The sequence below is a fragment of the Leifsonia sp. NPDC077715 genome (assembly GCF_040686855.1).
Taxonomy (GTDB): Bacteria; Actinomycetota; Actinomycetes; order Actinomycetales; family Microbacteriaceae; genus Leifsonia.
Genome location: NZ_JBFBOG010000002.1, coordinates 684,640 through 703,386, shown reverse-complemented (window position 1 = coordinate 703,386; position 18,747 = coordinate 684,640). Strand labels below are relative to the sequence as shown.

Annotated in this window: 14 protein-coding genes; 6 read left to right on the top strand and 8 right to left on the bottom strand. The window is 70.5% G+C overall.

Annotated elements, in window-relative coordinates; translation table 11 throughout:
• Window positions 1-158: 158 nt before the first annotated feature.
• The 3 genes from AB0P25_RS10410 to AB0P25_RS10400 form a co-directional block, all read right to left on the bottom strand.
• A complete protein-coding gene (locus tag AB0P25_RS10410; protein ID WP_363807125.1) occupies window positions 159-1,232 on the bottom strand; it encodes a sugar ABC transporter substrate-binding protein in 1,074 nt (357 codons plus the stop codon).
• 149 nt (window positions 1,233-1,381) lie between these two features.
• Window positions 1,382-2,467, bottom strand: coding sequence for a nitrilase-related carbon-nitrogen hydrolase (locus AB0P25_RS10405; RefSeq protein ID WP_121262578.1), 1,086 nt, complete (start codon window positions 2,465-2,467; stop codon window positions 1,382-1,384).
• A gap of 132 nt (window positions 2,468-2,599) precedes the next feature.
• Window positions 2,600-2,920 (bottom strand): hypothetical protein, encoded by a 321-nt coding sequence (locus AB0P25_RS10400; RefSeq protein ID WP_363807123.1) that lies wholly within the window; start codon window positions 2,918-2,920, stop codon window positions 2,600-2,602.
• A 196-nt stretch (window positions 2,921-3,116) separates the two neighbouring features.
• Here AB0P25_RS10400 and AB0P25_RS10395 point away from each other — a divergent pair, with 196 nt between their 5' ends.
• Window positions 3,117-4,271: a glutathione-independent formaldehyde dehydrogenase gene (locus tag AB0P25_RS10395; protein ID WP_363807122.1), complete on the top strand. Its 1,155-nt coding sequence runs from the start codon at window positions 3,117-3,119 to the stop codon at window positions 4,269-4,271.
• A gap of 71 nt (window positions 4,272-4,342) precedes the next feature.
• Window positions 4,343-4,987, top strand: a complete 645-nt coding sequence (locus AB0P25_RS10390; protein ID WP_363807121.1) for a DUF1345 domain-containing protein — start codon at window positions 4,343-4,345, stop codon at window positions 4,985-4,987.
• Here the strand turns inward: AB0P25_RS10390 and AB0P25_RS10385 are convergent.
• Window positions 4,953-5,240, bottom strand: coding sequence for a hypothetical protein (locus AB0P25_RS10385; RefSeq protein ID WP_363807120.1), 288 nt, complete (start codon window positions 5,238-5,240; stop codon window positions 4,953-4,955). The genes AB0P25_RS10390 and AB0P25_RS10385 overlap by 35 nt on opposite strands.
• A 223-nt stretch (window positions 5,241-5,463) precedes the next feature.
• Between AB0P25_RS10385 and AB0P25_RS10380 the strand changes: the two genes are divergently transcribed.
• The 3 genes from AB0P25_RS10380 to AB0P25_RS10370 all read left to right on the top strand — a co-directional run bounded on the left by AB0P25_RS10380 (window position 5,464) and on the right by AB0P25_RS10370 (window position 9,086).
• Entirely contained in the window at window positions 5,464-6,450 is a 987-nt protein-coding gene (locus AB0P25_RS10380) for an AraC family transcriptional regulator (RefSeq protein WP_363807118.1), read from the top strand.
• Between the two features lie 71 nt (window positions 6,451-6,521).
• Window positions 6,522-7,646: an L-dopachrome tautomerase-related protein gene (locus AB0P25_RS10375; RefSeq protein WP_363807117.1), complete on the top strand. Its 1,125-nt coding sequence runs from the start codon at window positions 6,522-6,524 to the stop codon at window positions 7,644-7,646.
• 69 nt (window positions 7,647-7,715) lie between these two features.
• The gene (locus tag AB0P25_RS10370) at window positions 7,716-9,086 is read left to right on the top strand and encodes an LLM class flavin-dependent oxidoreductase (RefSeq protein ID WP_363807116.1); all 1,371 of its coding nucleotides are present in this window, start codon (window positions 7,716-7,718) and stop codon (window positions 9,084-9,086) included.
• Here AB0P25_RS10370 and AB0P25_RS10365 read toward each other — a convergent pair.
• Complete coding sequence (locus AB0P25_RS10365; protein WP_363807115.1) at window positions 9,083-9,514, bottom strand: MarR family transcriptional regulator; 432 nt, start codon at window positions 9,512-9,514, stop codon at window positions 9,083-9,085. The two genes, AB0P25_RS10370 and AB0P25_RS10365, sit on opposite strands and share 4 nt — an antisense overlap.
• A gap of 51 nt (window positions 9,515-9,565) precedes the next feature.
• Here AB0P25_RS10365 and AB0P25_RS10360 point away from each other — a divergent pair, with 51 nt between their 5' ends.
• On the top strand, window positions 9,566-10,342 hold the full coding sequence (locus tag AB0P25_RS10360; protein ID WP_363807114.1) for an alpha/beta fold hydrolase: 777 nt from the start codon (window positions 9,566-9,568) through the stop codon (window positions 10,340-10,342).
• Between the two features lie 3 nt (window positions 10,343-10,345).
• Here AB0P25_RS10360 and AB0P25_RS10355 read toward each other — a convergent pair whose 3' ends face one another.
• The 3 genes from AB0P25_RS10355 to AB0P25_RS10345 all read right to left on the bottom strand — a co-directional run bounded on the left by AB0P25_RS10355 (window position 10,346) and on the right by AB0P25_RS10345 (window position 18,701).
• A complete protein-coding gene (locus AB0P25_RS10355; RefSeq protein WP_363807113.1) occupies window positions 10,346-12,532 on the bottom strand; it encodes an alpha-galactosidase in 2,187 nt (728 codons plus the stop codon).
• A gap of 65 nt (window positions 12,533-12,597) precedes the next feature.
• Window positions 12,598-15,723, bottom strand: coding sequence for a glycoside hydrolase family 2 TIM barrel-domain containing protein (locus tag AB0P25_RS10350; protein ID WP_363807111.1), 3,126 nt, complete (start codon window positions 15,721-15,723; stop codon window positions 12,598-12,600).
• 8 nt (window positions 15,724-15,731) lie between these two features.
• The gene (locus tag AB0P25_RS10345) at window positions 15,732-18,701 is read right to left on the bottom strand and encodes a glycoside hydrolase family 38 C-terminal domain-containing protein (RefSeq protein WP_363808051.1); all 2,970 of its coding nucleotides are present in this window, start codon (window positions 18,699-18,701) and stop codon (window positions 15,732-15,734) included.
• Between the last annotated feature and the right edge of the window lie 46 nt (window positions 18,702-18,747).

The following is an 18,747-nucleotide window of genomic DNA, read 5'->3' as shown; positions in this document are numbered from 1 at the left end:
CGCCCCGCCCCCCCCTGTCCCCCTTGTGTTTCCCCTTTTCCTTCACCTCCTACCTTTTCCCACCCCCCCCCCCCGGGGGGGGGGGGGGGGCGGCGGCCCCCCCCCCCCACCCCACCCCCGGGGCCCCCCCCACGGCCGCGTGGTCGGCGCTGACGCGCCTAGTCGTTCGCCCGGACGTAGGTGTCGCTGGGCTTGTAGTAGTCCTTGGCGTTCTCCGGCGTGACGACGGTGGTCTTGATGAAGACCTCCTTCTTCGGGCACGCCTGCTTGTCGCCGTTGTAGGCGGCGACGGCCATCTTCACCGCGGCGACGCCCTGATCCCACGGCTGGTTGGAGGCGGTCGCCTGCATCGGACCGGTCGGGTTGTCGACCATCTCCTTCACGACGTTCATGCCGCCGTCGTAGCCGGCGACGATGACGCCGTCGCCCCAGATGCCCGCCTGCTGCAGGCCCTGCTCGATGCCGCCCTGCATGACGTCGCTCATGCTGTAGACGATCTTGAGGTCCGGGTTCGCCGTCGCGACGTCGCGGATCGGGGCGAGCGCCTTGTCCGGCTTCCACTCGCCGTACTTCGTCTCCAGCTTCTTGGTGATGACGCCCGGGTGGTCCTTCATGACCTTCTCCCAGCCCTTCATGAAGCCGTTGAAGCGGAGGTCGCTGAGGACGTCGCCGGGGAAGCCGCCGATGCCGACGATCTTCATCTCCCCCGAGTCGCCGAACTTGGCGAGCGCCTTCTTCGCGGCGACCTCGCCGGCGAGCGAGCCGGTGTAGCCCTGGTCCTCGGCGACGTAGCAGTACATGTCCGGCACCAGCGACTTGTCGAGGTTCGAGTTGACCGTCACGAGGGGCACGTCCGCGTTCTGGAGCGCGGCGACCGAGGCGCCGACGCCGATCGGGTCGTTGGGGTTCATGATGACGACGTCGACGTTCTTCGTGATGAGGGTCTGGACGTCGGCGTTCTGGCGGACGGTGTCGCCGTTGGCGTCGAGCAGCTGGATCTTCGCGCCGAGCTTCTTGGCCTCGGCCTGGCCGCCCTCGACGAGGGTCTTCCACCAGTCGCTGCCGCTGATGCCGCGCTGGCTCCAGCCGATGACGAGGCCTTTTCCGGTCTTCTTGTCGTCCGCGGAGGCGGCGCCGTCGGTTCCGCCGCGCGCGCATCCGGTGAAGAGGACGGCGGTGACCGCCGCGATGCCGGCGACTTTGAGCATGGTTCGGGAACGGGTGCTGATCATGTTTCCACTTCCTTGTGAGGTGATCTGTGCAGGGTGGAGCTTCGGGGTGGGGCGGGTGGTTCCGGTGGGTGTGTGGAGCGGATGGTGCGGGTGGCGGCGGCGCCCCGATGGGGAGGACGGAGGGTCCGCGGGGCGCCGCCGCCGGGTGCTCAGTCGAGCGGGGTGAAGACCCCGCGCTCCTCGAGCAGCTTGATGTTGCGGGCGCGGGTGGCGCGCTCGCGAGCCAGCCAGTCCTCCCCGGGAGGGGCGTCGAGGTACTGGTTCTTGGGGTAGATCGGCTTCTCGTAGATGGCCGCGTACTGCTCGGTGCGGAGGTCCTTGAAGCCGTTGAAGACGCCGTTCGCCTGACGGTCCCGACGCAGGGCGTCGATGTCGATCGTCGTGCTGACGAACGTGTCGCCCGCGGTAACACCGGGGGTCTCGGTGATGATCTTGCCGCGCTGGTTGACGATCATCGAGCGACCGCCGAAGAGGTCGTTGATGACGCCGTCCGGGCCGAGCTCCGGGCCGAGGTTCGGGGCGACGACGATCGCGTTGTTGAACAGGGCGTGGGCCTTGTTCTGGACCTCCCACATGCCCTGCGAGGTCTGCGGCTCGATGAGCGTCGCACGGATGATGATCTCGGCGCCGTTCATGGCGAGGCCGCGGGCGATCTCGGGGTAGGCGCCCTCGTGGCAGATGACGTAGCCGATGTTGCCGATGTCCGGGGTCTTCGCGACGGGGTAGATGGCGTCCATCACGTTGCCGTTCCCCTTCTTGACGATCCACTCGTCCCACAGGTCGTGCGGGTTCGTGGTGCCGAGGGTGCCGCCCTCGAAGCCGTCCGAGGTGGCCTTCGCGCGGCGGTAGATGACGTCGCCGTTGGGGTCGATCATGAACGCGCAGTTGAAGTAGCGGTCCGGGAAGTCGTCGTCCGCGACCAGGTACAGCTCGCCGGCGATGTAGGTGTTCAGCTCACGAGCGGCCTTGCCGAGCTCGTCGGTCTCGGGGCCCGGGATGGTGCGGGCGAACTTCTTCTCGTACTCGCGGTCACCGGCGTGGAACGCCATGTGCATGCCCTGGATCGCCATCTCGGGGATGACCACCAGCTTGACCGGGTAGCCCTCGGTCGCGGCGACACCGACGGCCGTCTTCATGAACTGGATGATGCGCTTGGTGTTCTTCAGCGCGTCTTCCGGCTCCACGATCGGGATCTGCAGCGGCGAGAGCGCTACGACTGTGTACGGCTCAGTCACGTCCAACTCCTTCGTTGTTTGGGTTCGTGTGGCCATGTTAGCGCACTATCAAGGCGTGTCAAACAAATCTTTAGACGCCGTGATTGCGCGGGATTCTGAGTGTAACGGGCACTGTTAGCGCACTCACTCGCGTTATTCGTGGTGGAGTTCGCGGTGGACGACACCAGCGGTGGCGGGACCCGCGACCACGTCCTCGAGCCCCAGCTCCACCAGGGCGAGCCGGGCGCGGAGGACCGCCGCTCGCGGCAACCTTGTCGCGCCGGCCAGCTGCTCGGCACTCAGGGAGCAGAGCCCGAGAGGGGACGCATGGGACGCTTCGATCCGCGCGACGGTGCGGACGACGTCGGGGTCGAGGCCCTTGGCGGCCAGGATGGGCAGCGCCGCCGGATGAGCGAGCTCGCGCTCCACCGCCGCCAGCCACGCGTCTCGGCCGGCGAATCCTCGGTGTCTCATGTGCGCTCCGCATCCACGCTAAGCGCGCAGCCGGCGCGTCGATATCCGGAGCGCGACGGCCGCTGTCCGATGTGCGAGGACCGAGCCCCGCCGCGGTGCGCCCTTTGTCAACCGGGTCTCATCGGAAATCTTCCGCCTACGGTGCGTGCGGTAGCGGAGCGGCGCAGCCCCTTCGTATCGATCGATGGAGGAAGCAATGAAAGCAGTGGTGTACAACGGTCCGCGCGATGTCGGCGTCCAGGATGTCCCGGATGCGCGCATCGAGCGGCCGACGGATGTGCTGGTCCAGATCACCTCGACGAACATCTGCGGATCCGATCTGCACATGTACGAGGGCCGGACCGGCTTCGAGACCGGCCGGTGGTTCGGTCACGAGAACCTGGGCCGGGTGATCGAGGTCGGCGACGCCGTCGACAAGGTCCAGGTGGGCGAGTACGTCGTCCTGCCCTTCAACGTCGCTTGCGGTCACTGTAAGAACTGCGAGCGCGGCCTGACCAACTACTGTCTGACCGCCCAGCCCAAGAAGGAGTGGGCGGGCGCCGCGTACGGTTTCGCCGACATGGGTCCGTGGGCCGGTGGACAGGCCGACCTCCTGCGGGTGCCATGGGGCGACTTCAACTGCCTGCGGCTGGGCGAGGACGCCGCGGAGAAGCAGACCGACTACGTGATGCTCGCCGACATCTTCCCGACGGGCTACCACGCCACCGAGATGGCCCGGGTGAAGCCGGGCGACCAGACCGTGATCTACGGCGCAGGGCCGGTCGGATTGATGGCGGCCTACTCGGCGATCCTCAAAGGCGCGAGCAGGGTCATGATCGTCGACCGTCACCCCGACCGGCTGAAGCTGGCGGAGGAGATCGGCGCCATCGCGATCGACGACTCGAAGGTGGACCCCGTCGAGGCCGTCAACGAGATGACCATGGGGCTCGGGGCTGACAACGGCTGCGAGTGCGTGGGCTACCAGGCGCACGACGTCGAGGGCAACGAGCACCCCAACATCACGCTCAACCGGCTGGTCCAGTCCGTCCGGTTCACAGGCACCATCGGGGTGGTCGGGGTCTACGTCCCGCAGGATCCCGGTGCCTCCGACGAGCTGGCCAAGCAGGGCGAGGTCGCGTTCGACTTCGGCGAGTTCTGGTTCCGCGGCCAGACCATCGGGAGCGGACAGGCTCCGGTGAAGCGGTACAACCGAGCGCTCCGCGACCTCGTCGCCTCCGGCAAGGCCACCCCGTCCTGGATCGTCAGCCACGAGCTGGATCTGAACGAGGCGCCGAACGCGTACGAGCACTTCGACGCCCGCGACGACGGCTGGACCAAGGTCGTCCTGCACCCCGCAGGGGCGAACGCCTGACAGCGGCACTGGGCGGCGTCGCCCGGAGTCCCCGGGCGGCGCCGCCCACCCTGCCTGTCTCGTGAGCAGCCATGGCCGGCCGCCTCCTCTCCGCCCGCCGCACCCTGATCTGCGTCGCCATCGGCGCGGTGGTGGGGACGACTGCGGCGCTCGTCATCGACCCCCGCCTCGGACCGCTCGTCGGCTGGTGCACGTTCGGCATCATCGACCTCGTCTGGGTCTGGCGTATCTGCTGGCCCAGGGACAGCGCCGGCACGGAACGACTCGCCCGCGAGGAATCCACCACCCACGTGACGGACGAGGTGATCGTCACCGCGTGCCTCGTCAGCATCGTGGCGGTGGTGGTATCGCTCGTGCAATCCGGCAGCCGGCACACGGATGTGGTCTCGGTCGCGCTGGTGATCCTCGGCATGCTCGGGACGATCGTGGCGTGGGCCCTGGTGAACACCGTCTACGCATTCAAGTACGCCCGCATGTACTACGTCGACCATCACCGCAGCGGCTTCGACTTCAACCAGGAGTCCCCGCCCACCTACAGCGACTTCGCGTACCTCGCGTTCACCATCGGGATGTCCTACGGCGTCTCGGAGGTGGAGCCGAACGCGGTCGGGACGCGCCGCAAGGCGCTCATGCACGCGCTCCTGTCGTACTTCTTCGGCACGGTGGTGATCGCTGTGGCGATCAACCTGGTGACGAGCCTCGGCGGGTCGGGATGAGGCGTGCGGAGCACCGGGCGGCCAGCGCGAGCGCGCGGTGCGCGAGCGATGGCGGGGACGGCGGCGCCGCGACGGGAGGCGGATCGGCGCGGCGCGGCGCGCGCACGAACTCGACGTACCCGCACCGCGGACAGGTCGAGAGGTGCTGATGCACGGCGAGCCCGACGCCGTAGTACGGATTGCGGCTGACGCGCATGCGGTTGAGGCAGTGCGGGCACCAGCGGGGGCGCGTCGCCGGGTTCGGCTCGATCACACGTCCTCCAACGCTTCGGGTGGCCGGGCTCGGGTGCACGGTGGCCCTCTCCACCCGAAGAAGGGGACCACCGTGCCGTCGGTCGGACACGTCGACCGTGTATTCACGGTAGGTAAGTCCCCGGGGGGCTGCTATCCGGCGTGCGAACGCCGGTGTCCTGTTCGCGAACGACCCGTTCGATAAACGGTCAGGACGATCCGTGGGACCTGCTTACAATCGCCGCATGAACCGGCAACCGAGCGAGCTCTTCGCCACCCACCGCGTCGCGGCGGGCCACGGCGTCGAGGAGGCTCGGCAGGCGCTCTCCGAGGTCTTCCTCCCCGTCGAGTTCCCGTCCGTCCCCACGACGGGGAGCGTCGAGATGACGCTCAACGCGCTCACCGTCGGACGGGTGACCTGCGGGTTCATGGAGTTCCGCGAAGAAGTGACCATCGAGACCGCCGAGGCCGAGAACTACCACCTCGACATCCCGGTCCACGGACGGGCCGTCATGAAGGCCGGTGTGGACCCGGAGATCCACGCGACCTCGCGGACCGCGGGCGTCTTCACCCCGGGGAAGCCCGTACGGCTCGACTGCAGCGCGTGGTTCTCGCAGCTCTCCGTCATGATCCCGCGCGCGGAGCTCCAACTCGAGCTGGAGCGTCTGCTCGGGCGCGAAACCGTCCGGCCTCTCCAGTACACGAGCGAGCTCGACCTGACCGGACCCGGGGGACGCATGCTGCTGGACACGCTTCGCCTGATCGACGAGGCGTCCACCATGGAGGGCGGCCCGCTCGCCCATCCTCTGGCGCGGCTGCGGCTGGAGCAGACGCTCATCGATTCGATGCTGTTCGCCCAGCCGCACAACCACTCGGACGCGCTCCGCTATCCCGCTCCCGACTCCGGCCTGCGGCCGGTATCGCGGGCGGTGGACCTTCTCCGCGCCGACCCGGCGCACCCGTGGACGGTCGTCGAGCTGGCCGCACGGGTCTCGGTGAGCGCCCGCAGTCTGCAGCAGGGCTTCCGCCGCACCCTGGACACGACGCCCACGAACTACCTGCGCACCCTGCGGCTCGAGAAGGTGCGCGAGGACCTTCTGAAGGCCGGACCGGGGACGGACAGCGTCACAGAGGCCGCCACCCGATGGGGCTTCATCCACCTGGGCCGGTTCGCGGCGTCGTATCGCGAAGCGTTCGGCGAGAGCCCGTCGCAGACGCTCCGGTCGTCGTAATCGGGCAACCCCTTGACGCGGGTGGAACGACCGCGTGGGGTGGGCTCCGACGGCGAACAGAGGAGGACCCCGTGACCGACACGAACGCCACCGACCCCGCAGTGACCCGGTACCCGGCCGATACGCCGACCGGAGGGCTGGAGCTGGTCCACAGCTTCGACGACGGCCCGATGCCAACCGGTGTCAGCGTCTCGCACACCGGCCGCATCTTCGTGAACTTCCCGAAGTGGGGCGACGAGGTCCCGGCGACCGTGGTCGAGCTGAAGGGCGGGCATCCGCTGCCCTTCCCCAGCGCGGAGATCAACCAGCCGCGCGGCGACGACGACCCCGAACGGCTGGTCTCGGTGCAGAGCATCGTCGTCGACCCGGCCGACCGGCTCTGGATCCTGGACACGGGCAGTCCGATGATGCAGCCGGTGAAGCGGGGCGGCCCCAAGATGGTCTGCGTCGACCTGCAGACCGACACCGTGGTGAAGACGATCGTGTTCGAGCAGGACGTCGCATTGCCCACGTCGTACGTCAACGACGTCCGGTTCGACCTGCGCCACGGCGTCGCGTACGTCACCGACTCGTCCGATCAGGGACCGAACGGCATCATCGTGGTCGACCTCGAGAGCGGGGAGGCCTGGCGCAGGCTGCACGACCACCCCTCCACGAAGGCCGTCACCCCGCCCGAGCTCACGCCGCTGGTGGAGGGACGGGTCTTCGCGGAGCGCCCGGCCGACGGGCCGGCGAAGCCGGTGACCATGGGCTCCGACGGCATCGCGATCTCCGCCGACGGCGAGCGCCTCTGGTACTGCCCCCTGCTGTCGCGGCGCTGGTACAGCGTCCCGACCGAGGCGCTGCGCGACCGCGACCTCCCCGACTCGAAGGTCGGCGAGCTCGTGCGCGACGAAGGCGACAAGGGCGGCGCCGCCGACGGCCTGGAGACGGACGATCAGGGCCGCTTCTACTCCACCAACTGGTCGCACAACGCGGTCCTGCGCCGCCTCCCCGACGGCACGATGGAGACGCTGGTGCACGACCCGCGGCTGCTCTGGCCGGACACCATGTCGGTGGCGACGGACGGGTACCTGTACGTGACCGCCAACCAGCTGCACCGGCAGGCGAAGTACCAGCGCGGCGAGGACCTGCGGGAGTACCCGTACTCGCTGTTCCGCGTGCGGATCGACGCGGGGCCGGTGTTGCTGCGGTAGGGCAGGCCGCGTTACGCCGCATGACGCAAGGGGTGCGGTGCCCCGCGGCGGCCTCCCATGCTGGTCTGCATGACCCGCCAGATCCGCTTCAACGCCTTCGACATGAACTGCGTCGCCCACCAGTCCTCCGGGATGTGGCGGCACCCCGAGGACCAGGCCTGGCGGTACAAGGACCTCACCTACTGGACCGAGCTCGCCAAGCTGCTCGAGCGCGGCACCTTCGACGGGATCTTCATCGCCGACGTGCTCGGCACCTACGACGTCTACGGCGGCAGCAATGAGGCCGCGATCCGGCACGGCGCGCAGGTGCCCGTCAACGACCCGCTCCTGCTGGTCTCGGCGATGGCGCTCGTCACCGAGAACCTGGGCTTCGGGATCACCGCCGGCACAGCGTACGAGCACCCCTATCCGTTCGCTCGCCGCATGTCGACGCTGGACCACCTCACCAACGGGCGCGTCGGCTGGAACGTGGTCACCGGGTACCTGCCCTCCGCCGCGCGGAACATGGGCCACGACGATCAGCTGCAGCACGACGACCGCTACGACCACGCCGACGAGTACCTGGAGGTGCTTTACAAGCTGTGGGAGGGGTCCTGGGAGGACGACGCCGTGATCCGCGACCGCGAGTCCGGCGTCTTCACCGACCCGGCGAAGGTGCACGAGATCCGCCACACGGGCAAGCACTTCACGGTGCCCGGCATCCACCTCTCCGAGCCGAGCCCGCAGCGCACGCCGGTGATCTACCAGGCCGGCGCGTCCAAGCGCGGCATCGGCTTCGCGGCCGAGAACGCCGAGGCCATCTTCGTCGCCGCCTCGACCAAGGAGGGCCTGAAGGCCACCGTCGGCAAGCTGCGCGACGCGCTCGAGGCGGCCGGCCGCGACCGCTACTCGGCCCGCATCTACACGCTGCTGACGATCATCACCGACGAGACGAGCGAGAAGGCCCAGGCCAAGTACGAGGACTTCCTGCAGTACACGAGCGACGAGGGCGCACTCGTGTTCATGTCCGGCTGGATGGGCGTGGACCTGTCGCAGTACGACCTCGACGAGCCGATCGGCAACGTCGACAGCAACGCGATCCAGTCGGCCGTCGCCAACTTCCAGCGCCCCAACGCCGACGGCGGCGAGTGGACGGTCCGCGACATCGGCCGCAACGGCGCGATCGGCGGCCTCGGCCCCTTCATCGTCGGCTCGGCCTCCGAGGTCGCCGACACCCTGCAGGAGTGGGTGGAGGACACCGACGTGGACGGCTTCAACCTGGCCTACGCGATCACCCCGGGCACCTTCGAGGACATCGTCGAGTTCGTCATCCCCGAGCTCCGCAAGCGCGGGGCGTACCCGGAGGAGTACGTACCCGGCACGCTCCGCAACAAACTGCACGGCGCGGGCGACCGGCTGCCGTCGACGCACCGCGGGGCGCGGTACAAGGTGGGGGCCTAGGGCTCGACCGCGGGGGCGCTGTCGGCGGTGAGGAGGCTCAGCACCTCGGAGAGGGCGATCCGCTGCTCCTCGCTCAACGGCTCGAAGAGGTCGGCGAGCACGGGCCCCGCCACCTCGTAGCCGTCGCGGAGCGCTGCACGGCCGGCGTCCGTCAGCTCGTGCTCGAGACGACGACCGTGACCCGCGGAACGCACGATGAGGCCGCGGTCCGCCAGCCGGTTCGCCAGCGTCCCGAAGGCTTGATCGCTCTGGAAGGTGGCGACGGCGAGGTCGTGCCCGGAGGCTCCCGGCATGCGCTCGATCGCGCGCAGGGCATCCCACTGGACCAGGCTGATCCCGACCGGCCGGAGGGCGGCGTCCATCGTGCGGTGATTACGCCACTGAGCCCGCTTGACAGCGAGCCCCAGCGCTTCCAGATCGACCGTCATGGTGCTAATGTATCAACATTCTTATCTAAATATGTTGATTTACGAGCACCCATGAACGCGTTGCAGCTGGAAGAACTCCCTCTCGCCCAGGCCGGCGACCCGGCGTCGCGCGTGGCGCTCGTGCTGCACGGCGGCGGCGGACCCCGGACGGTCGCGCCGATCGTCGCCCATCTCGGCACGACGATGCACGCCGTCGCTCCCACCCACCCGGGGTGGGAGGGAACGGCACTGCCCGACTCGATCGCTTCCGTGTCCGACCTGGCCGCGGCGTATCTCGCCGATCTCGCCGAGCGGGGCGATCGCGGCGTGGTCCTGGTCGGATCCTCCATCGGCGGCTGGATCGCCCTGGAGATGGCCCAGCAGGCGACACGCGTCCCGCGCTTCGAGGGCGTCGTCGGCGCAGTGGTCGTGATCGACGGCGTCGGGGTCGTCGTCGACGGCGAGCCGATCGCGGACTTCTTCGCGCTCGACGCCCGGGGCCTCGCCGAACTCGCCTGGCACGACCCGGACCGCGGCTACACGGACCCGGCCACCCTCACGGACCAGCAGCGCGCGATGCAGGCGTCGAACGGTCGGACGATGGCCCGGATCGCCGGCGCCGGGATGAGCGACCCGGCGCTGCTCGGTCGTCTCGGCGCCCTGGAGGCGCCCACGCTGGTGATCTGGGGCGCGAGCGACAGGATCGCGACACCGGCCTACGGGCGGGCGCTGGCCGACGTGATCCCCGGCGCGCGCTTCGCCGAGATTCCCGCAGCCGGACACCTCCCCCACCTCGAGAACCCCGATGCGACGTGGGCCGCGCTCGATCCCTTCCTCGCCGGGATCTGAGCGTCACACGGCGGTGACGCGCAGCACGACCACCCGCTCGGGCAGCGACCCCGGCAACTGCAGCCCCGCCGCGGCGAGCGCTCGGCCGTTCAGAACGGTCCCGGCGCCATCGCCGTACCAGACCGGGTCGGTGCGGCTCGGGTCCGGGGTGCCCACGACCACCGGCGCGACCCGGTAGAGCGCGTCCGGGTCGAGGCCCGGGAGGGTGAAGCGGCCGTGCGGGGACTCGTTCGAGCGGCCGAGGAAGGCGAGGAAGAACAGAGCCTCCATCCGATCGGCGGCGACGACGCCGTAGAGCTGGAAGGCCGGGTCGGTCTGATCCGCACGCACCACATCGCCGGTGCGGATCAGGTCGCGATACCGCTTGTGGAACGCCACCCACCCGGCCAGGTCGGCGAGGTCGCCTTCACTCGCCTGCGCGAGGTCCCACTCGATCCCGAAGTGGCCGAAGACCGCCGTGCCCGCGCGGAAGGACAGCGCGAGATCGCGCCCGGTGGTGTGGTTCACCCGCGAACCCACGTGCGACCCGACCAGTTCGGGCGGGAGGAGCTGCATGGTCCAGCGGTTGATCTGCTGGCGCTCGAGCGGGTCGACGCAGTCGCTGGCCCAGACGCGGTCGGTGTGCTCGATCACTCCCAGGTCGACGCGCGCGCCGCCCGAGGAGCAGGACTCGATCTCCAGCCCGGGGAAGCGGCGCTTCAGCTCGTCCATCAGCCGGTACGCGGCGAGGGTCTGCTCGTGCACGCCGGCCACGCCGGTCGGCGGCGTCCCGGCGTCGATGAGGTCGCGATTGTGATCCCACTTGATGTACGCGATGTCGTACTCGGTGAGGATGGCCGACATGCGGTCGAGGATGTGCTCGTACGCCTCCGGGATGCCGAGGTCGAGCACCTGCTGGTGGCGCGCGCGCACCGGGAGGCGGCCGCCGGTCTGCATGATCCATTCCGGGTGCGCGCGCGCCAGGTCGCTGTCCTCATTGATCATCTCCGGCTCGAACCAGAGCCCGAACTCCATGCCGAGCCCCTGGACGTGGTGGACCAGAGGTCCGAGTCCGTCCGGCCAGACGTCCGGGTCGACCACCCAGTCGCCGAGCCCGCGGGTGTCGTCCCGGCGCCCGGCGAACCAGCCGTCGTCGAGCACGAATCGCTCGACCCCGACCGCCGCAGCCCGGTCGGCGAGACCGATCAGGCGGTCGAGGTCGTGGTCGAAGTAGACGGCCTCCCAGACGTTCAGTGTGACCGGGCGGGGACGCACGGGGTGCGTCGGCCGCGAGCGGAGGAAGTGGTGGAACCGGTGGGCCTGATCGTCCATCCCGTCCCCGTACGCCCCATACACCCACGGTCCGACGTAGGTCGCCTCCGGTTCGAGCAGCATCTCGCCGGGGAGGAGGAGCTCGCCGCCGCCGACCACCTGGGCCCCGGTGGACAGCCGCTCCGCGTAATGGCGGTGGTTGCCACTGAACCCGACGTGCAGGCCCCACACCTCGCCCTGCCGGAACCCGAAGCCGGGGACGCCCGCGCTCAGGACGGTCGCGGCGTCGGCACCGGTCCGTCCCTTGCGGCCCTCGCGCTCGTGCGTGCCGACGACGAGCTCGCGGCGCTGGGGGACGCGCTCCCGGCTCCAGCGACCGGCGAAGTCCAGGATCTCGCGCGCCCGGGCCGGCAACGGGAGGGCGACGTTCAGCTCCGTGACCTCGTAGGCGCCGTGCCCGGCATTCGTCACGGCGCCTCGGGCGCGCAGCAGCCCGCCGGCGAGCAGTTCGAACTCCACGGTGAGCCTCAAACCCGCGACCTCATCGCGCGCCCGGAAGGTGACGGCGGCCGGGCCCGTCTCGACCAGCGGGCCGTCTCGGCGCACCTCCCCGTCGGCCGTCACCTCGATGGCGGTGACGGTGAAGAGCGGAGACCAGTCGGCTCCGCTCCGGTGTCCGACCACGCCCGGCCGCCCCTCCCACCCGGTGTGGTGCTCGGGGAGGACGGCGAGCCGGACCGCCTGGTCGACGACGTTGCCGCTCGCCGGCTCTTCCGCCGCAGCGGCGAGCGCGCGGACGCCGTCCCCGCTCTGCGGCCCGAGCGCCGCGCCCCAGTGGACGACGGCGGGCAGTCGTCCGGCGGTGGCGTCGAGGACCACGCTCACATCACCCGCCGCGAGGTGCAGGTACAGGTCCGGGGACAGGTCGGTCGTCGTCACGGCATCTCCATCGTGGTGGTGCAGGTCGAGACGCGCCCGCTCGTGCGGCCGCGCGCGTCGACGGGTCAGAAGGCGGCGAAGCGCAGAGCGAGCGACCGCGCTTCCGGTCGCAGCAGCGCATCCGGCCACACATCGGGGCCGCACGCGCGGGACCCGAGGCCGTTCTGGGCGGCGTCAAGGTAGAGGTAGGTCGCCTCAGGCGTCGGCAGCTCGTGTTGGTGGGCGGCGACGCCGACCTGCTCGGCCGTGTGCCGCGCGAGGGTGAACCCGGGTCGGCGACCGCGTGCGTCCTCGGCGGCGTCGATCCGCATCCATGCGTCACCGCCCGCGAGAAGGTCGAGCCGGCGCAGGTCGCTCCGGTGTCCGCTCTCCTGCGGCCACGCGTAGGGGACCGTCAGCTCGTCGATGCCGGCGCGGTAGCGGCCGACGAGCACACCCCGTCGCGAGTCGGGATACGACTCCCCCGGCCCGGTGCCGAACCACTCCGCCTCGTCGATGTCGACCGGGAGGTCGAAGCGGACTCCCGCGCGCGGCCAGACGATCTTCCAGCGCGCACTCGGGATGAGCTGCAGGGTGAGGAGCACCGCGTCGCCGTCCGCCTCCCACTGCTCCTCCAGCGTGACGGACTCGCGGGTGTCGGCAGCGGCCCAGCGGATGCGACGCCGGAAGGACGTCTCCGTCCGGGAGAGCGAGACCACCCGCCCGGTCAACCGGTCGAGTCCCGCGTCGCGCCACTGAGACGCGTAGGACGGCCCGGGGATGCCCAGCCCGCGTCCCTCCATCGGGTCGCTGACGTCGTAGCTGCCCATGTGCGCCCCGCCGTCGTTGTCGGTCGGCGCGCGCCAGAGTTGAAGGCGGGGGCCGCGCACCGGCCTGCCGCCCAGCGCGAGCAGCCGGCCGTCCGCGAACTCCGCAGGGCCGAGGGCGAAGCGACCGGCGGCGTCGTGCGGCTGCGCCGAGCTCGCACGGGGTGCCCACGTCGTCGCCGGCGACTCGGAGCGCTTCTGCCCCACCGGGGTCTGCGCCGCCGCGAGCACATGGCCTCGCGACGCCCAGGGCGCGTCCGCGGCGAGTGCCGCCGTCACCGTGAACCAGAGTTCACCGCGTCCGGTGTGGACGACCCGGTCGTCCAACACGACGTCGACGTCCGCCGATCCGCCCGCGGGAACCGTGCCGCCGTGGTCGTCCGGGAGGGTCAGCACACCCTCGGCGATCGGCTCGCCGTCGAGCTCCGCTCGCCAGGGGAACACGAGGTCGGCGGTGTCGGATGAGTGACGCAGATTACGCACGCGCACGGACACCGTCGCCTCCTCGACCTCGAGGTCGAAGCGGATCGGCGCGGTGACCCCCGCGAACTCCGCCAGCCCGGGCGTCGGGGTGCCGTCGGACAGCACCATGCCATCCATGCAGAAGTGCCCGTCGTGCACTCCGCTCTCCCCGAAGTCGCCGCCGTAGCCGAAGAACTCCACGCCGTCTGCTGTCCGGGTGCGGATGCCGTGATCGCGCCACTCCCAGACGAAGCCGCCGTGCAACCGGGGGTAGCGGTCCACCAGCCCCTCATAGAGGTCGATCCCACCGGGCCCGTTGCCCATCGCGTGCACGTACTCGCACAGCAGGAAGGGCTTGGTCCGTTGGCGTGCGGACTGGGCGGCGGAGGCGTTCAGCAGGAGCGCCGTCGAGTCCTCCCCGATGCTCGTCACCTCGGCGATGGACGCGTACATGCGCGAATAGACATCGGTGTAGTCCCCGGCGTGGTCGCCTTCGTAGTGCACCGGCCGCCCGGCGTCGCGGGCGTGCGCCCACTCCGCCATCGCCGCGAGGTTCGCTCCCGTGCCGGACTCGTTGCCGAGCGACCACATCACGATGCTCGGGTGGTTCTTGTCCCGTTCCACCGTCCGTTCGATGCGGTCGAGATAGGCCGGGCGCCAGGCGGGATCCTCGCTCGGGTTGTCCATCCACTCGTCGGTTCCCGGCTCGAACTGACTGCCGCCGTGGTGGAAGGCGTGCGTCTCGATGTCGCACTCCAGCATCACCCAGAGACCGAGCTCGTCGGCGAGGTCGAGGACACGGGGATGCGGCGGGTAGTGCGCGGTCCGTATCGCGTTGACGTTGTGGCGCTTCATGAGCTCGAGGTCGCGCCGGACGAACGACTCGTCGAAGCCGCGTCCCAGGTCCGGGTTGGTCTCGTGACGGTTCATCCCGTGGAAGACGACACGACGGCCGTTGACGAGGAATCGGTCCCCGACGATCTCGACCGTCCGGAAGCCGAGCCGGAGGGCGATGGTCTCGGCTCCGTCCCTGCTCACCACGGACGCCTCGTAGAGCCGGGGGCTCTCCGCCGTCCACGGCTCGACTGCGTCGATGCCGATCGGAACCACCGCGGATGCGTCCTCCCACACCGCCTCGATGCCGAGCTCGGGGACCAGGAGACGCACCGGGAAGGCGTCGTCCCCCGCCCGCAGCTCGGTGTGCAGCATCCCCGCTCCGGTGCGGTGGTCGTATTCGGCACGGACCCAGACATCCTCGATCCCGCCGACCGGTCTGGCCTGCAGCGTGACCTCGCGGAAGATGCCAGGGAGCCACCACTGGTCCTGATCTTCGACGTAGGTGGAGGCCGACCACTGGTGGACGCGCACGGCGATCGTGTTGAGCCCGTCCCGGAGAGCCGGGGTGACGTCGAACTCCTGCGCCAGCCGCGAGCCGGTGCCGACGCCGATCTCGACGCCGTTGAGCCAGACGCGGTAGCGGGACTCGACCCCGTCGAAGCGAAGCACGACCGCTTCGTACCTCTCGGCATCCAGCCACCCGGACGGCAGCCCGAACGTCCGCCGGTGGTCGCCGGTCGGGTTCTCGTCGGGCGAGAAGGGCGGGTCCTGCGGGAACGGGAGCTGGACGTTCGTGTACTGCGGCGAACCGTACCGGCCGTCTCCGTGCAGGACCCAGTGGCTGGGAACGGGCAACTCGTCCCATCCCGAGTCGTCGAAGCCGGGATCAGCGAACGCGTCCTCGGCCTCCCCGGGAGGCAGGACGTCGGGAGCCCCGAGCGCGCCCGGGACCCCGGCGAGCAGCCGGAACCGCCAGTCGCCGTTCAGCGACAGGGCGGGCGCATCCGAGTGCAGCCACGATCGGGCCGGTCGTCGCCGGCCGCGGCCGGGGCCGACATCGTCGAGGTAGTGGTCGGTGTCCAGCACGGTTTTCCTCACACCGCGGCGCGGGGCGCGCGGAATCTCAGGGTCACGATCTCGAAGGGGTGCAGCGCGAGGTCGACCCGACGCGGCGATGTCGCGCGCACGGCGTCCGAGTCCACGGAGCGTTCGAGCAGGTCGGTGGGCTCCACGGCATCCCAGTCGATCGACGTCGACAGCGTCGCGGCCGAGCGGTCGCCGTGCGCCTCGTAGAGCCGCACCACCAGGTCGCCGGTGCCGTCCTCCGCCAGCTTCACGGCTTCGACCACGACGGCCGGGTCGGAGACCGTGAGAAGCGGCTCGACGGGTGTCCCCCGCAGCGGACGCGGCGGCAGGCTCTGCCGGTAGCCGTCCGCGATCGCCTCGGGGATGCCGCCCGGCCGGAGGCTCACCGTGAAGGCATGCCGCCCGTGGTCGGCGCCGGGGTCGGGATAGCGCGGCGCCCGGAGCAGCGAGAGCCGGGCCATCGCCATGGGCCGTCCCGACGGGGCTTCCAGCGTGCGGATGTCGTGCCCGTAGACGACGTCGTTCGCGATCGCGACGCCCCAGCCCGGCTCGCCCACCTGGATCCAGCGGTGCGCGACCGTCTCGAAGCGGGCGGCATCCCACGACGTGTTGCGGTGGATGGCGCGATGGAGGTGCCCGAACTGGATCTCCGACGCCGCGCGCTCGGCCCGCACGTCGAGCGGGAAGGCGAGCTTCAGCAGCTTCTGCGACTCGCGCCACTCGATGTCGAACGCGAAGTCGACGCGTCCCTCGACGAGCCGGATGCGCACATCGAGCGTCGAGCCGCCGAAGGCGTGCCGCACGGCGACGGCGTCTCCGTCGATCCGCACCAGGACCGGGTCGAGCAGTTCCCGTCCCGAACGCTGGTCCTCTTCGTTGATGTCCCAGGCGTCCCACTCGCGCGGGGTGTCCCGCAGCAGGTGCAGCACGCCGCCGGCCATCCCCTCCGGAAGCACCTCACGGTCGGCCACGAGGTCGCGCAGCGAGACGATCGCCCCCCGTCCGTCGATCATCACCCGGAGGGCGGAGTCCTCGAGGACGTAGACGTCGCCGTCGGCCCTCGGCTCGGCCGCGGCGGGGGACGTGGCGGCGGCGATGCCCATCGCCGGCACGCCGTGGAGCGGGAGTGGGCCGGCGTTCGCGGCGAGCGGCACGTCGCCCACTCCGGCGAGCGCGGCGAGCGCGGTGTCGATGAGTTCACCGAGTCGTGCGGCGACCTCCGCGTAGGCGGCCTCCGCATCCTGGTGCACCCAGGCGATCGAGCTGCCGGGCAGGATGTCGTGGAACTGCAGGAGCAGCACCGTCCTCCAGGCGTCCCGCAACGCGTCGGCGGGATAGGGCGCACCTCGGAGGATGGTCGCTGTCGCGGCCCAGAGCTCGGCCTGCCGCAGCAGCGCCTCGCTGTGGCGGTTGCCGCGCTTGGTCTTCTGCTGCGAGACCAGCGTCCCGCGGTGGAGTTCGAGGTACAGCTCGCCGACCCACACCGGCGGCGTGGGCGACTCGGCCTCCGCCGTCAGGAAGAACGAGTGCGGATCCGACAGCTCGACCCGCGGCGACCCTTCCAGGTCGCGCTTGCGTGCCGCCTGCGCGAGCATCTCGCGGGTGGGACCGCCACCGCCGTCACCCCAGCCGAACAGGCCGAGGACCTCGCGGGCCGGGCCCTTCTCGCTGAAGTTCCGCTCGGTGCGGGCGAGGTCGAGAGCGCCGAGGTCGGAGTTGTAGGTGTCGGCCGGGGGCATGTGCGTGAAGAGCCGGGAGCCGTCGATCCCCTCCCACTGGAAGGTCGAGTACGGGATGCGGTTGGTCTCGTTCCACGACGGCTTCTGCGTCACGAAGTACCGGGCGCCGGCCGCGCGGGCGATCTGCGGGAAGGCGGCGCTGTAGCCGAACGAGTCCGGGAGCCATACCTCGTCGGTCTCCAGACCGAACTGCTCCTGGAAGAACTGCTTGCCCATGACGAACTGGCGCGCCAGCGCCTCCCCGCCGGGCATGTTGGTGTCGGATTCGACCCACATGCCGCCGACCGGCCGGATCCGTCCGGCCGCGACCGCCGCGCGCACCCGCTCGAACAGCGCCGGCTGGCTCTGCTGCAGCCACGCGTATTGCTGGGCGGAGGACGCGGCGAAGACGAAGTCGGGGGCGCGCTCGATGAGGTCGAGCACGTTGGCGAAGGTGCGCGCGACCTTGCGGACCGTCTCGCGCGTCGGCCAGAGCCAAGCGCAGTCGATGTGCGCGTGACCGACCGCTGAGACGCGCAGGGCGCTGGATGCGGCCGGAGCGGCGAGCGCTCCGGCGAGCGCGTCCCGTCCGGCGGCGGCCGTCCCGGACACGTCGTCCGGGTCCATGACGTCGACCATCCGCTCGAGGGCGTGCACGATCTGGGCCCGGCGTGCGCCGTCTCGGGGCAGCACGTCGACGAGGCCGTCGAGCGTCACGACGTCCTGCAGCAGCTCCCACACGGTGAGATCGCGACGCGCGGCCTCGAGCCGAACCAGCCGGTAGAGAGGCTGGTCCCCCGCCGTGGCCTTGTCGCCGAGCGGCGTCGGCTCGTACTCGTACGGGACCTGGATCATCGGGTTCGCGGCCGCCTCCAGCAGCAGCCGGAACGGACCGGCCTCGGGCAGCGGCACCCACGCGTTGAACGGCTCGATCGCCTTCACGATCGACCCGTCGGGACGGTATGCGGTCGCCTCGGCCTGGAACCCCGGCTGCTCGCCCGAGAAGCCGAGGTCGACCACCAGCTCCGCCTCCTCCGCCGACCAGTCGGCCGGGACCTCGCCCCGCACGTCGAACCAGACGGTGTCCCAGGGGCGACCCCACGGCGTCCCGACCTCGGTCGGCTCGAACGGGTTGCTCAACGCGTCCGCGAACGGGACCGGCTCCCCATCCACCTGCCAGCTGAATACCTGGACCGGCCGCGTCTCGCGGTACAGCGCGGGCTGGATGCGGAACCTCGTGAACCGGCGCACCCTCTGCATGGCCAGCGTCTCCGCGTCGAGGCGCGCGCGACCGTTCGGGTTGGAC

What these genes read in the sequence shown, in the direction of transcription:
- AB0P25_RS10410 (WP_363807125.1), bottom strand. Translation starts at nt 1,232, where the DNA reads ATGATCAGCACCCGTTCCCGAACCATGCTCAAAGTCGCCGGCATCGCG.
- AB0P25_RS10400 (WP_363807123.1), bottom strand. Translation starts at nt 2,920, where the DNA reads ATGAGACACCGAGGATTCGCCGGCCGAGACGCGTGGCTGGCGGCGGTG.
- AB0P25_RS10395 (WP_363807122.1), top strand. Translation starts at nt 3,117, where the DNA reads ATGAAAGCAGTGGTGTACAACGGTCCGCGCGATGTCGGCGTCCAGGAT.
- AB0P25_RS10390 (WP_363807121.1), top strand. Translation starts at nt 4,343, where the DNA reads ATGGCCGGCCGCCTCCTCTCCGCCCGCCGCACCCTGATCTGCGTCGCC.
- AB0P25_RS10380 (WP_363807118.1), top strand. Translation starts at nt 5,464, where the DNA reads ATGAACCGGCAACCGAGCGAGCTCTTCGCCACCCACCGCGTCGCGGCG.
- AB0P25_RS10370 (WP_363807116.1), top strand. Translation starts at nt 7,716, where the DNA reads ATGACCCGCCAGATCCGCTTCAACGCCTTCGACATGAACTGCGTCGCC.
- AB0P25_RS10365 (WP_363807115.1), bottom strand. Translation starts at nt 9,514, where the DNA reads ATGACGGTCGATCTGGAAGCGCTGGGGCTCGCTGTCAAGCGGGCTCAG.
- AB0P25_RS10360 (WP_363807114.1), top strand. Translation starts at nt 9,566, where the DNA reads ATGAACGCGTTGCAGCTGGAAGAACTCCCTCTCGCCCAGGCCGGCGAC.
- AB0P25_RS10345 (WP_363808051.1), bottom strand. Translation starts at nt 18,701, where the DNA reads ATGCAGAGGGTGCGCCGGTTCACGAGGTTCCGCATCCAGCCCGCGCTG.